The 13,043-nt window shown below is 53.2% G+C and carries 12 protein-coding genes; 5 read left to right on the top strand and 7 right to left on the bottom strand.

The window, feature by feature from the left end; genetic code table 11:
- Window positions 1–60: 60 nt before the first annotated feature.
- From ACR0AK_RS15550 to ACR0AK_RS15560, 3 genes are all read left to right on the top strand, one after another.
- Window positions 61–1,212 (top strand): aromatic ring-hydroxylating oxygenase subunit alpha, encoded by a 1,152-nt coding sequence (locus ACR0AK_RS15550; RefSeq protein ID WP_480793987.1) that lies wholly within the window; start codon window positions 61–63, stop codon window positions 1,210–1,212.
- Complete coding sequence (locus ACR0AK_RS15555) at window positions 1,209–2,084, top strand: ABC transporter six-transmembrane domain-containing protein (RefSeq protein ID WP_480793988.1); 876 nt, start codon at window positions 1,209–1,211, stop codon at window positions 2,082–2,084. Before ACR0AK_RS15550 ends, ACR0AK_RS15555 begins: the two co-directional genes overlap by 4 nt.
- 84 nt (window positions 2,085–2,168) lie before the next feature.
- A complete protein-coding gene (locus tag ACR0AK_RS15560; RefSeq protein ID WP_480793989.1) occupies window positions 2,169–3,230 on the top strand; it encodes a 2Fe-2S iron-sulfur cluster-binding protein in 1,062 nt (353 codons plus the stop codon).
- Window positions 3,231–3,256: 26 nt separating this feature from the next.
- Here ACR0AK_RS15560 and ACR0AK_RS15565 read toward each other — a convergent pair whose 3' ends face one another.
- The 7 genes from ACR0AK_RS15565 to ACR0AK_RS15595 all read right to left on the bottom strand — a co-directional run bounded on the left by ACR0AK_RS15565 (window position 3,257) and on the right by ACR0AK_RS15595 (window position 10,884).
- On the bottom strand, window positions 3,257–3,847 hold the full coding sequence (locus tag ACR0AK_RS15565; protein ID WP_480793990.1) for a TetR/AcrR family transcriptional regulator: 591 nt from the start codon (window positions 3,845–3,847) through the stop codon (window positions 3,257–3,259).
- 128 nt (window positions 3,848–3,975) lie between these two features.
- Window positions 3,976–5,358 (bottom strand): DUF1501 domain-containing protein, encoded by a 1,383-nt coding sequence (locus ACR0AK_RS15570; protein ID WP_480793991.1) that lies wholly within the window; start codon window positions 5,356–5,358, stop codon window positions 3,976–3,978.
- Between the two features lie 4 nt (window positions 5,359–5,362).
- Window positions 5,363–7,099: a DUF1800 family protein gene (locus tag ACR0AK_RS15575; protein ID WP_480793992.1), complete on the bottom strand. Its 1,737-nt coding sequence runs from the start codon at window positions 7,097–7,099 to the stop codon at window positions 5,363–5,365.
- A 200-nt stretch (window positions 7,100–7,299) separates the two neighbouring features.
- Complete coding sequence (locus ACR0AK_RS15580) at window positions 7,300–7,731, bottom strand: DUF2141 domain-containing protein (protein WP_480793993.1); 432 nt, start codon at window positions 7,729–7,731, stop codon at window positions 7,300–7,302.
- 18 nt (window positions 7,732–7,749) lie between these two features.
- Window positions 7,750–8,022 (bottom strand): hypothetical protein, encoded by a 273-nt coding sequence (locus ACR0AK_RS15585; RefSeq protein WP_480793994.1) that lies wholly within the window; start codon window positions 8,020–8,022, stop codon window positions 7,750–7,752.
- A gap of 168 nt (window positions 8,023–8,190) precedes the next feature.
- Window positions 8,191–9,609: an MFS transporter gene (locus ACR0AK_RS15590; RefSeq protein WP_480793995.1), complete on the bottom strand. Its 1,419-nt coding sequence runs from the start codon at window positions 9,607–9,609 to the stop codon at window positions 8,191–8,193.
- A 210-nt stretch (window positions 9,610–9,819) separates the two neighbouring features.
- Window positions 9,820–10,884 (bottom strand): hypothetical protein, encoded by a 1,065-nt coding sequence (locus ACR0AK_RS15595; protein WP_480793996.1) that lies wholly within the window; start codon window positions 10,882–10,884, stop codon window positions 9,820–9,822.
- Between the two features lie 778 nt (window positions 10,885–11,662).
- Here ACR0AK_RS15595 and ACR0AK_RS15600 point away from each other — a divergent pair.
- Window positions 11,663–12,262: a TetR/AcrR family transcriptional regulator gene (locus ACR0AK_RS15600; protein WP_480793997.1), complete on the top strand. Its 600-nt coding sequence runs from the start codon at window positions 11,663–11,665 to the stop codon at window positions 12,260–12,262.
- Between the two features lie 100 nt (window positions 12,263–12,362).
- Window positions 12,363–12,917 carry a hypothetical protein gene (locus ACR0AK_RS15605; RefSeq protein WP_480793998.1) on the top strand — a complete coding sequence of 185 codons (555 nt, stop codon included), beginning with the start codon at window positions 12,363–12,365 and terminating at the stop codon, window positions 12,915–12,917.
- Window positions 12,918–13,043 lie beyond the last annotated feature (126 nt).

Below are 13,043 nucleotides of genomic sequence, written 5' to 3' on the forward strand. Positions count from 1 at the left end.
GCCGAGGTCAAATTGATCAGCTTGCCAACCGTGAACACTACGGCCCAAAGAGGGGACAGCATGCCGCAAATGTACCATGAATTGCCCGCAGAAGCGTACACGTCGCAAGAGTGGTTCGACCGTGAACAACGTGAGATTTTCTCTAAAACGTGGCGTTTTGCGGGATTTATGGAGGATGTGCCTGAGCCGGGTCATTACCTGTCAGTTCAGGCGGGGTTGAACAACCTGTTTATTGTCATGGGCCGTGATCGCAGACTTAGGGCCTTCCACAACATATGCAGGCATCGGGGCACCCAATTAATCCGCGCGGTGGGCAAGACCCAAAAAGCGCTGACCTGCCCTTATCACGACTGGACCTATGATCTGGAGGGCAACCTGATCTCGGTCCCGGATGAGCATCGAGAGTATGAGTCCGTCGACAAATCCTGCCTTGGTCTGAAACCTGCTTCGGTGGATATCTGGAAGGGAATGTTGTTTGTGCATCCTGACCCAAACGCGGGCTCGATCATGAAATGGTTTGGCGAAGTAGACGACAAAGTCGGGCCGCACGTGCCAGAAGAACTGGTGGAGCACGAGGACACATCCAACACCTATGAGATCAAAGCCAACTGGAAGATCGTCGTCGAGAACTACATTGACGTTTATCATCTGAGTCACCTGCACTCGAACACGTTGCAGATGTATGACCACGCCAAGGCGCAATACGGCTGGTACGGGCCTCACTACATCTTTTGGGAGCCACCGGTCGAAGAGTTCGCCAAAGACCAGAATAAAAAACTTCAGATGCCGCGGGTCGTCCCCGAAGATCAGAATGGCGCGTGGGTGCCGATGTTGTTTCCCGGAGTGGGAATTGGTGCTTCGGAGGACGTGTGGAACGTCTTTATCATCACCCCGCTTGGGCCAGACAGGACGCGAATTCTGAATCGGACAAGGGTCGCCAACGCCTCCGGCTGGGAATTCACGAAACAGGCCAGCCGGTCGGCCTCGTTTTGGAACAATTTTGGCATCAAGGGAAAATATGAGGGTGATGATGCCTATGACGAAGACGATCCAATGGCCTCGGGCGACTTCACGCAAGAGGACGTCTATGCTTGTGAACAGCAACAGAAATCGCTGACTTCTCCTTACTTTGAGGTTGGTCCAGCCGCAGTCGGAGAAAGCCCAGTGGTTCAGCACCAAAGGGTCGTCCGCGATTGGTTGCAGGAAAAATGATCGACCCGGATGACCGGTTGTCGATTGCGACCCTGCTGCGGATCTTCCGCATAAAAATCGCAACGACCTGGGGTTTGACGCTGGTAGAGACAGCTTTGTTTGCCCTGCTGCCGTTATTGATAGGGTATTCAATCGACGGGCTATCACAGGGGGATTACACGTCGTTCGTCCATTTCGGAATTACTATGGCCGCACTATTGGTGGTGTCGACGCTGCGGCGCATTTACGACACACGGGCTTATGGCACAATCCGGGTCGAATTGAGCGCGGCGCAGGCCAAACGGGATGCGGGGCGGGAGGTCTCGGTACTGAATGCGCGCGTACTGATGGCACGCGAGTTGGTTGATTTTCTTGAAAGTGAGGCCCCTGATTCAATGGGTGCAGCTGTGCAAGTTCTGATTTCCGTCGGCGTTCTGATGTCATTTCACGGGGCGCTCGCCGCCGCCGCCGGGACTGCTGCGGTTCTTATCCTGATCATCTTCACCTTGTTTTCGCGCCGTTTTTTCCGGTTGAACGGTTTGTTGAACCACCAGGCCGAAAGACAGGTGACCGCGCTGCAAAGCATGGATCTGAAAAAGATCAGTCAGCACTTCTTCAGAATGCGCGCGCATGAAGTACGGTTGTCGGATTCCGACGCACTGGTCTTCGGCGCGATTTTCGCTGTCTTGCTCAGTATGCTTGCTTTCAACCTGTGGTTTGCGTCGACGCAAGGCGGGGTGACTGCCGGGCAGATCTTTTCCGTTGTCACCTATTCGTTCGAGTTTGTGCAATCGGTAGTGGTGTTGCCGATGGTCCTGCAAAGCCTCGCCCGCTTGTCCGAAATCACCGAACGGATCAACACGCCGGCAACGCGTCAGGGTGCCAATGCTTAATACGTTCGTTTCAATACGCCTGGCTTACATTGGGTATCGTCACACATTCCGGCCATTCGCATGGCACGAGTATCGGAGGCTCTTATGAACAGAGAATTTCACCCGCTTAAGGTACTTAAAACGCGCGATGAGATCGGCGGGCAAGCGAAATCCATCATGTTCGACGTGCCTCCGCATCTCGCGCAAGAGTTCGTCTGGCGCGCGGGTCAGCACCTGACCCTTCGCTTTTCGATCAAAGGCGAAGAGGTGCGTAGAAGTTATTCGATCTCGTCCTCTCCTGTTTCGGGCGATCCGCTACGCATCACGGTCAAACGAGTCAAAAAGGGGCTTATCAGCAACCACATCAATGACACGGTGCAGCCGGGCGATGTGATTGATGTGATGCCACCCTTCGGCAGTTTTTGTCTTGATACCGACCCGACAGAGCGGCGCACACATTACTTCTTTGGCGCGGGCAGCGGCATTACCCCGCTGCACTCCATGCTTCAATCCGTGCTTTTGGCCGAGCCGTGGTCGGTCGCGCATCTGGCTTATGGCAATGTGAAGGCGGATAGTATCCTGTTCAAAGATGAGTTTGCCGAATACCAGCTGGCCTATGCTGAGCGCCTGACAGCGCATCACATCCTGTCCAAACCCTCGATGTGGTCCAGTTTCGACTATTGGCGCAGGGGTATCGTCGACAAGGATGCAATTGAGGCGCTGATCTCCGAAAATCCGCCTTACGCCCAAAATGCTCAGTACTACATCTGTGGTCCGGGCGGCATGAACAAATCGGTTAAAGACGCGCTTATGTCGTTGGATGTGCCTGCCAATCGGGTTCACATGGAAAGTTATGGGGGGGCACAAGATACCGACGACAGCGTCAAGGGTGTTGACGCCACTTTGGACATAATACTGAACGGTCAGCGTCAATCAGTTCAGATGACGTCAGGTCAGACGATCTTACAGGCTGCCCAGCAGGCAGGGATGGAACCACCTTATTCCTGTCAATCCGGCGTCTGTGGCGCCTGCCGGTGCCAGCTAAAGAAGGGATCGGTCCATATGCGGGCACGCACGGCATTGGATGATGGCGAAATCGCAAAGGGCGCCGTACTGTCCTGCCAAGCCGTTGCGACAACTGACAAACTTGCGGTCAGTTACGATTGAACTTGTTATGGGTTGGGCCGTAGCGATCAGGATTTATCTTCCAGCGTTTCAGCCAGTTTCAACGCGGCGAAATAGGAAGAATAAGCCCATGTCTTCGGCGGTTTGAGCGGAATGAACGCATCCGTGGTGACAAAGAGGTTGACGATACCGTGTGCGACGATCTCACAGGCTTGTTTGTCGGTTTTTGGGTGCGAGGCAAGAACGATGTCTATAGCGACCTTATAAAAGGCCTCCATCGAATCCAGCAATGGCTTACGAAGTTCTGGGTAGTTCTCAATTGAATTCACCAGCGCCTGGTAACAAATGTTGACCCGTGAATCCAATTCGCCGTCTGAGTTGAACAAGGCTTCAATCAGGCTCCGGACGCCGGGGTGATTGGTCAGTGCCGCGCGCAGTGCTTCGCTCTGATTGGTGAGTGTATCGGCGATATGCTCACCCAGTGCTAAAACCATAGCTTTGCGGTTGCCCAGGTGGTGGCGGATCAGAGGTCGCTTCAGTCCGGCCTGCGCGGCGATATGTTCAAGCGTGGCCCCTTCGACACCGTACAGTACGACGCATGTCATAAATGCATCGAGGACTTCTTTTTTACGTTGGTCTTGTACCGAGGGGCGGCCCATGCGATTACCCTTGCGTTGAAACAGAGTTTTCAAAGTACCTTATTGCTAGTATACTGTCAATATAGACAATCTATTTAGACGCAAAGCCACCATCCCATCAACTCGCCTGGGACATTAGTTTGTAGTGCCTAGATGAAAAGCCCAAGCCTTTCTCCGCCAGCGACATCAGAAAATCTGCTGAGATTTGGGAACAGAGTGTTCAGTGCCGAAGGCTGAACGCCAAACCAAAGGGACAGGTCGGCATAGAGCTGATCGGTCGAGGTTGTGGGGATCAATACTCCGTCGCCCACATCCAGAGCGTTGTCGCCAGCCAGACCAAGTTCGGGGTAGTCCCCCAGAATTTGCCCACCTTTGACAGGGTTGCCCATAACCAGGGTGTTGCCGCCCCAGCCATGATCTGTACCATTGCCATTTGACGTCAGCGTCCGGCCGAAATCTGATCCAGTGAATGTCACGACACGATCGGCCAACCCCATGTCGTCAAGCGTTGCCTGAAAGGTGCCGAGCGCTTCGGACAACACGCGCAGCATGCGGGCATGGGTCGTTAGCAACTCATCATGATGGTCCCAGCCGATATAGCGCACAAAGAACGTCTGCTGTTCGTGGCCTAGTCGGTCCGAGGCAGCAATGGTCTTGGCAACCATGCGCAGTTGTTGCGCAAGGTCCGAGGGCGGGAAGGACCTGGGTACCTTTATTTCGCGGGTCGCTGATTTGAACGTCTCGTGCTTGGATTGCGCGTCGCGGGTCAGGTTCAGATATGTCTCGCGGAATGGATCACCGTTTTGGTCAGCATTCATCATCCGATTGAAGCTATCCAGCAACAAGTCGTTGAGCGGGCTTTTCTCTTCTTTCAGGTAAAGGCCGACGCTGCCCTTTTCAGTGATTGCGTACGGCAGGTCGATCTTGCCGTTCTGGGCAATGTTGTTTCCTGCCAAAGAGATGTTCATTCCGATTTCATGTGCCGATTTCGAGGGCTGCAAGTCATCGGCGAAAAATCCGAACCAACCGTCGTTGACCCGCAGATCTGGGCGCGAGGTTTGCCAGTGCTTGAACTGATCTGCATGGCTCAGCAAACCCAAGGGGAGTGCTGCTGAGCCGTCATAGATTTGCTCTTTGCGCACATGTTCGACCAAAGGGCCGACATTGGCAACAAAGGAGAGGCGCCCTTGGTTGAACAGATCGGCCATCTCGGGCATTGAAGGGTGCAGGCCAAAGCTGCGGCCCAGTTTGTCTTCGGGGGTATTCAAGTCCAGCAACTCACCCCGTGACAGGGCCAAATTTGCCCGCGTTTCCGAGTATTGGCTGTGCGCGATTTTGTCATTTGGCACCAGCATGTTGAAGCTGTCATTGCCGCCGTCCAACATCACGAAAACAAGCGCTTTTCGGGCGGGTTTGATCATTCCTGTGCTAGCCTTCGCCAAGCCGGGCAGGGCGGCACCCATCATTGCGCCAGTTGCGGCGACCCCGGTCGAGGCCAAAAACTTCCGGCGTGTGAAAGATCTGGTCAGCATGGGCTCAGGCCTCCTGCACGTTGAATTCTGGGGAAACGGCGATCATGAAAGCGATAGTCTGCACCACCCATTCGGGATTGCCCGAATACTGCGCATATGCCTGCTTGATCCGTTTGCGCATGTTGGCATCGGTTCGACCGGTCAACAGAACCGAAATTCGGTCGATCAGCTCATCATGACGGCCTCGGTTTTGTGCGATTTTGATCTCTTCGCTTAGGTCGAAGCGCAGCGCATTCTGGGTATCGGCCCATAATGTGTCGGGGTCGAATTCCATGACCATCATCTGCTCGCGACCCGAACCGATCTCGGTGGAAACCAGCGGCAGGTAGCCGCCAAAGAACCAGTAGTAGATGTTGTTGATATAAGCGACAGAGGTCGCGGCTGTGTGCAGTTCGAACTCTGGCGCGCGCAGACCCATTTTCTGCAACGCGCCGTGCGGAGTGAATTCCGGTTTGTAGAAATTGAAAACTGTGGGCGCGGACAGTGGGTGCATCTGCAACGCTTCTTGAATGTCATCCCCCAACAGCCACAACCTGCCGGTCTGGTTGTGCACTCCAAACGCAAGCAAAACCTGCGTAACACGGTGCAATGGCGATTTCAGCTTTTGGGATTGCACAGTCTTTTCCGGGGTTTTGTACGCCGACGATAATCGGTTGCTGGCGACCTCATTGGTCAGCGTGTAGGTCAGAATTGCGCGAACCGCGCCTTTCAGATCCCCGTTTGGACCAAAGGCCCGGGACACCGCCTCGACATAGGCGGGCGAGGGGTTGGACGTGACAAGCCGGTTGATCAGGTGGATCGCAATAAATGGCGCGGTTGTTGGATGGGCAACCAATTGATTAATGGTCGAGCGAATTTCATTTGCGCCGGGCTGATCGCCGGGCAGGGTCAATCGGCCGTTCAGCAATGACTTTGCGCCGCGGTCATGATAGGCCTCTTCCACGATCATCGGCTTCGTAGCATCGATGAACGGCACAGTCTTATAGGCCTTTTCGACTCCGTCATCGAACTGGACGGGATAGCCGTTATAGCTGTTTTCCCAGAACGATGTGTTCCACTCGTATTGATATGCTGCAGGCAACAAGCCGGTGAAAACGCGCGCCAATTCCTTGATGTCGCGGTTGTCATAAGTCGGGATCGGGTTCCCCCCGGCATCCAGTTTTTCCGTGCCATCGGCGTTTAGCTCGAACAAGCCAATCGAAAACAGCTGCATGATCTCACGCGCATAGTTTTCGTCAGGATGGATATTCTTGGACTTGTCTGCTTTCTGGTTGGTCATATGGGATAGGTAGATACCCATCATCGGATGCATCGACACATCATACAAAAGGTCCGAATAACTTCCAAACGCGTGTTTGTAGAGCAGGTCGTAATAGTTCGCCATCCCGATGGCATCGAGCTCCAGTGATGACGCGTCCGAGATGACCAGAACCTCGGACAGGGCCTGCGCAACACGCTGGCGCAGAAGGTCTTCGCGCTGCGTTAGGGTGTGGTTCCACCAAGCCATACGGAAATACCATTTATAAGGTAGGGCAGGGTTATTGCCGTCGCCATTGATCGACTCTTCACCATGCGCGCGTTTCAGTCGTTTTCGGAAGTTTTTCCAAATCTTGCGGGTGGATTTTTCGAATGGCCCTTTGTTTCCGATCGGAGCGTTGAGCTGATCGTCCAACCATCGCTCCACGCCGATTTGGTGGACCTGCTGAAGCAGCTTCTGATCTGCCCCAAGTGTGGCTTGCATCAAAAATCGACTGGTGTCTTTCAGAGATGTCTGCATGGCGGATAGCGGTCCTTCAGAGCTGGCAAGGATGGTTGAAACAAATATTAATTGTCTTAATAGACAATTTAAAATCTGATCGCGTTATTTCAACCTGAAAGGCCCGGGTTGTTAAAAAAATGCCCCGTTTCCGGGGCAGTTGGGGTCACACATCTGAAGCTGCGTTAGTTGGCGTAGTTCATTTTCAAATCTACCGACGAGTTACTGCCATCGTATTCGATAGCCGCGTCTTCAAACGCGGGCAGCGATCTGACGCCAGCGCCCTTGGAATACGCCCATCCTTCTTGCGGGATTGGCCCCTTCATTTCGAACTGGCCGTTGTCGTTTTGATCATGGTGGATCATGATTGCAAGCTGGCCGGGTTTCTGGTTCTTAAGCGTTCCCGAAACCGAGCCACCTGTTGCGGGGATTTTCGCGTAGCCCACGATTTTTGCCATCTGGCTTTGGTCAAATGCCGTCTTGTCGTCAAAAGCCAGAACGTGGATGACACCTCCGCGCCCGGCGTCGACGCCTGAGATATCTATCTGAATGTCCCCCGCCGCAACCTGGGATGCCGTAAGCGCTATGAGGTTGGCTATGAATGCAGACTTGATCATTGGGTTTCTCCTGAACAGTTAACCGATGTAAATTCCGAACAGACGCCATGCCAGATCCTGCACGACGTAAAGCAGCCCGAAGGCGAACCACATGATCGTAATGACGTAGAAGAGCGGCGGGTTTTCCTGACTGTCGATTGTCTCAATCAAAAAGGCCTGACCGGTCATGAAAGATGAAACGGCCCACCACATGAACAGCAATCCCCAGATTGAGTAGACCTGAAACCATGTTGCCAACAGCAGACACAGGAAAATGATCCAGGAAAAGGGATGAGATTTGAGGTATTGCATTGAACTTCTCTGTTTTTCTTTAGGGTTTGTGCCTGCATCCAAAGTGAGCGCGACGAAAGTAAATCTGTGCTTCACCAGACTGCATGGCGTTGAAGGGGTTAGGTGACGTTGTGGCCTGCCAATGCAGAGCAGCTGCGGTACAGGCCGAAATGACGATGAGCCGAATGATTAGTCATGGGCAGCCTGAAGCTGGTCGAACTGAGCCTTGTCCAATCGGTAGAACATCAACGCCACAATTGAGGTCAGGTATATTGCAAGGCTCAGGCAGGCATAGTTCCACCCCAGCGCGCGAGTAACCTCGGCAGTAAGGTTCGATTGATCGGGCGTCTCTGGAAAACCAACATATGCCAGGAATATTCCCGAGGTCGCCAAGCCGCCTGCCGTACCGGCCTTGAGCACGAATGTGATGACCGACGTGATGATCCCCTCGTTTTGAAACCCGTTCTGGCTGATCCCCAGTTCGACAACATCCGCCGTCATCGACGTCAACAGAGACGTGGTCCAGACAATCAGGATGATTTGCAGAATGCCGTGGACAAACAGCAACCAGACCAAAAGCTCGGTACCGTTCGAGGGGAAAAACCCGATTTCGCGTAGCACATAAGGTGCGACGCCCACGATTGCCGAAAGGATAGACAGGTAAATCGCGCTGGATTTCTTGTCGCTGGAGCGCGCAATGGGCTTCAAGGTGACACCTGCGATCACGGCGCCGATCAGGTTTGCCAACAGGATCAGAGATATCTGATCATTGTTAAGCTCCCAGAAGAATGAGGTCAGATAAGTCCACAAGGCGGCTCCGATGCCGGCGCCCACGGCGAATATGGCCGAGCTGACAAAGATCGCACGTAATGCCGGCAACTTGAAGGCCGCTAGAAACTGTTTGAAAAACCCGGATGTGCTGTAGGTCGCCTCGTGCGATATATCCAGCATTCTGCTCTGCCAATGGCGCGTTCCAAAGGCGGTGATAGCGATCGCCAGTGCTATGAGGATGGCCCCGACAAGCCCGGCCTGCTGATAACCTGCCTGGTTGAGGATGCCGTAAGGCATCGTGTCGGTTGGAACTAACCAGACCACATACATCGCAATGACCATGATCTGACCTGCAATCCAGGTGACCGAAACCTTGAGGCCGGACAACATAGTTCGCCCGCCATAGTTCTTGGTCAACTCTGGCACCATCGCGTTATGGGGTACGTCAAAGAACGTCATCGCCATCCGCAGAAGGATCGTTGTGATCAAAAGGAACCAGAACAGTTGGGATTCTGATGTCAGAGACGCAGGCGGATTCCAGATGAACCAAAAAAGGAAGGAGACCGGGATAATCGCAGCGTAGATGAACGGGTGGCGCTTGCCCGCACGAGAACGCGTGTTGTCGGAAAGATAGCCAACAACGGGATCGGACACTGCGTCGAACATCAGCGCAACAAAAAGCGCGAAACCGACGGTCTCGGCTGGAAGCCCGACGACGAGGTTGTAATAGATCAGCAGGAAGAAGCTCAGCCCGTTCGACAGGATGCCGTTGGCAATGCCACCTGCGCCATAAAACAGCTGCATGCTGACTGATGGGTTTTCGGTATTGGTGTTCATCTTCTCCTCCGAAACATTTTTTCAGCAAGGCAGTAAGTGATCGATCACTAAACACAGATCATAAGGATCGTTTTTTGTCAAAGGTGTTAGGAAACGCCGCCGAGCAAACTCGTATGGGAAGCAGATGGTCGCCGACAAATCGGACATAGAGCAGCGACCATTTGCAAAGCAGTGCGCCAAACCCGACCGCGTTTGCGGTCGGGTTCATGTTCAGAAATTGTGCGATAGGCTCACACGCACGGCGGTGCCGGAAACATCCCGAATCCGCAGGCCGGCGTCTGGTTCGTTCACATCGCCAAGCGTACCATACGTGACATCCACCAGAATTCGGGTCTGACCAATTGAGTGTACGGCGCCCAGAGTGATGCCCTTGCCACCGCCTTCATAGTCAAAGCCAACGAACCCGCCTTCGGGTTGCGACCGCGAAAGGATGCCGTAGAAGTACCATTTTGGATTCAGCAGGTAACCGACGCCGATCTGGTAGTCGATCGAGTTTTCCGCAAATTCCGCAAGCGGGCCGCCAAGAACCGGAGACTCTACAGCGACGTCATCCCAATTCCTCCATCGGATCGATCCGAAGGCGCCCCAAGGGCCGCTGATTGCACTTTGAACGTTCAGCGCGACGGTCTGCGGTGTGCTCAATTGCGTGGTCACGTCAGAAGGTGAAAGGGGTTGGAGTTGTTCGACACCGTCCAGATCGTGATCGATTTCCGAGTAATAGGTCAGGTCAGCGCGAAACGCGAGAGACGGGATCTCATAGGCAGCGCCGACAAGGAAACCGGGGTTGAAATCCCCCTCGGAATCCAGTGAGTAGCTGAGAGAAGGATTGATCAGTGCGCCGCTAAAGTCGTTTATTTTTTCAAATCTTACGCCGGCAAAGGCGCTGAAGTTTTCATTGAATTTATACCGCGCCATCAGGGCGACTTCGGTGCCACGATACCGAACGTTGGTGCCCGCGGACGGGGCGCTTGTTCCTGAAGGGTAAAGCAATTTATAGTTGATCGAGTTAAAGCCATGAATTGCCACTGCCCACTTGTCGCCGATGTCCTGTTTGTAGGCTAAGGACAGGCCGCTTATGCTGGGTGTGACGTCTCCAGTCGGCTGGCCGAATTCAGTGCCTTCTGTTTTTGAGTCAGCCCAACCCCCTGTGATTTCGACGTAGCGGCCTTCTTCAAATAGGAACCGGTTTACGGACGGGAAACCTTCGATCCCGCCCGCAAGTACCGGGCCTGAAATCAAGCCCGCGCCCAATGCTAGTGTTGCAATTTTCTTCATTCTTCCCTCCCTTTCCCCGGCTTTAGTCTTTTGCTTGTGCCGAGGGGATTTCATGTGTCCGCGGCGCAATTGGGCGCATCGGTCTGTTGAAAGCGCCGTGTGAGGCGCATGGTCGAACAGCCATCGAAAACGTGTTTCCAAATGGATGCCCATCCGGCTTTTGGTGCTGTTTGTGTTGCAGTAGGGAGGCGCGCGAAGCGAAGACGTCGCAATTACATGCGACTTTGGAGTGTGTCGTCCTTCTGAATGCCCGGCTGCGCCCCATAAGTGGGCTAACAGGCGACAGGCAATACCAATTGGTTCGGCGAACTGGCCGATTGCGCGTTTTTTCATTGTCCCTGATGTTTATTGCAACCCAGTCTTAGGCCGGGTTTTCGGTATAGTTATTGCGGTGCGAGTAGTTCTGGGCTGACACCTCCCCGTTGCTTAGATGACTTTGGTGAGCGTTGTGCTTGATTGTGCTCGGCCGCCTCCTGGCGAGCCCGAGCACTTGGGGCCAAGTCGTCGTGCTTGTTCCCTGCCAATGATCCTGATGTACGCTGGATTGATCATCGATTTGCGCCTACTGCTCGCTTTTGGCCGGCTTGTTTGTCGGTTATGACAATTATTTGTTGCACATGGATGACATCTTTTCAATACGTTTGTATTGTACGTATGAATTGCAATTTTCTTTCGTGGCAAACTGCGCATTTTCAGTACTTTGAACCAGTTCCCACACCACCAGGCTCCTACTCACATTCTGCGGGAATCGCGCTAAGAGAGGCAGATGACAAAAGATGTGACAGAGAATCGTGCCAAACAGCGCGACAGGAACCGAGAACAGAAGCGTCGCGAACTGGCAGAGAACGCGATCACAACAATTGCGCGGGCCGGATACGCAAACATCACTTTGCGGGATATTGCAGCATCGACCGGCGTTTCGCTGGGCAAGATACAATATTACTTTCCTGAGAAAGAGGGATTGCTGTTGTATTGCGTCGATCTGTCGGTCGATCGTTTTATTTCACAGCTAAACGAGATTCTTGATGCAGATATAAGCCCGAATGAGGCGCGTAGCGCCTATATTGAGCTGTTTGCCCATTCGATCATCAACTATGCCCATCTGCACAGGCTTTGGTATGACATTCGCAATCAGGCTATGTTCGATAGCCTGCTCAGGCAGAGGGTTGCTGACGTCGAGGCTCGGTTTGTCGCAACTTGTGACGAACTCGGAAGTAAATTCGCCGTCAACGATGTGCGTGGTGTAGAAATCTATTTGATGCTGGATGGCGCTTATCGGTACTACATCCAGCAAAGCATAGCCGGAACGCCAATCACCGCCGAAGATATTGCGCTGAGCCTAAAGCGCCTTATCGGTTACCTCACGGGTGAAAAGTAAAGCACTGACCGCTACCCCGACGTTCCGCTATTCACCTGCGCGGTTGGATCCGCGTTCCGCCTCTGCTCGAAACATAAGTAAGGTTTTCTGCTGTTTGCCAATGGCCGATGCAGTTCCTATTTCCTTTTTGTTGTCATCAAAGAAAATAAAAGAGGCCATAGTGGTCTCTGTAAAACTGGCTGCATCGACCGTTTGCGCTGTGCTTGCTGATACTGCAGTTTATGGCGGTAGCCTCACGCAGTCCCGGTCGTTGGTCGAAGCGTTTTATACTAATATGATCAATGAAAAATATGACGCGGCAATCGATATGTTCTTGCCCGATGCCAATGCGTTAAACGCTTTTAATTTTGGAAAAGCCTACCCTGAAGAAACGATTGCCTACAGCGCCAAAGATCTGAAGCAATACATCGATGCTAAAATACCTGAAGAGTATCAACATTACTTTACGGGATACAAAGAAACAGGTTTGGCTTTCAAAGTGCTGGGTACTCGAGAAGAAGAGGGCGTTGTGACGGTCACTGGTCGTATGACAACAGACTATGAAATGAGCGGGTATATAGGGAAGGTCCAGCAAAACGACACTTTCACGGTGATATTCCCTTCCCAGGGAACGCCAGCGGTCAGCAGTTATCACGGTGCAACAACCCACAAGTAGACCCAGTCGTCCGACCGACAGGGGCAGGGCAGTTTATCTACCCTTGCCATACGCGTTGTGTTGCTGTGGGTCCCAGCACACTCAGCTCAACAACGTATCAGTGCTGCAAAGCAATGGCGTGTTGAG

It is taken from the genome of Ruegeria sp. BI12, assembly GCF_056537985.1.

What these genes read in the sequence shown, in the direction of transcription:
- ACR0AK_RS15585 (WP_480793994.1), bottom strand. Translation starts at nt 8,022, where the DNA reads ATGCAATACCTCAAATCTCATCCCTTTTCCTGGATCATTTTCCTGTGT.
- ACR0AK_RS15555 (WP_480793988.1), top strand. Translation starts at nt 1,209, where the DNA reads ATGATCGACCCGGATGACCGGTTGTCGATTGCGACCCTGCTGCGGATC.
- ACR0AK_RS15580 (WP_480793993.1), bottom strand. Translation starts at nt 7,731, where the DNA reads ATGATCAAGTCTGCATTCATAGCCAACCTCATAGCGCTTACGGCATCC.
- ACR0AK_RS15560 (WP_480793989.1), top strand. Translation starts at nt 2,169, where the DNA reads ATGAACAGAGAATTTCACCCGCTTAAGGTACTTAAAACGCGCGATGAG.
- ACR0AK_RS15550 (WP_480793987.1), top strand. Translation starts at nt 61, where the DNA reads ATGCCGCAAATGTACCATGAATTGCCCGCAGAAGCGTACACGTCGCAA.
- ACR0AK_RS15595 (WP_480793996.1), bottom strand. Translation starts at nt 10,884, where the DNA reads ATGAAGAAAATTGCAACACTAGCATTGGGCGCGGGCTTGATTTCAGGC.
- ACR0AK_RS15565 (WP_480793990.1), bottom strand. Translation starts at nt 3,847, where the DNA reads ATGGGCCGCCCCTCGGTACAAGACCAACGTAAAAAAGAAGTCCTCGAT.
- ACR0AK_RS15570 (WP_480793991.1), bottom strand. Translation starts at nt 5,358, where the DNA reads ATGCTGACCAGATCTTTCACACGCCGGAAGTTTTTGGCCTCGACCGGG.
- ACR0AK_RS15590 (WP_480793995.1), bottom strand. Translation starts at nt 9,609, where the DNA reads ATGAACACCAATACCGAAAACCCATCAGTCAGCATGCAGCTGTTTTAT.
- ACR0AK_RS15605 (WP_480793998.1), top strand. Translation starts at nt 12,363, where the DNA reads ATGGCCGATGCAGTTCCTATTTCCTTTTTGTTGTCATCAAAGAAAATA.
- ACR0AK_RS15575 (WP_480793992.1), bottom strand. Translation starts at nt 7,099, where the DNA reads ATGCAAGCCACACTTGGGGCAGATCAGAAGCTGCTTCAGCAGGTCCAC.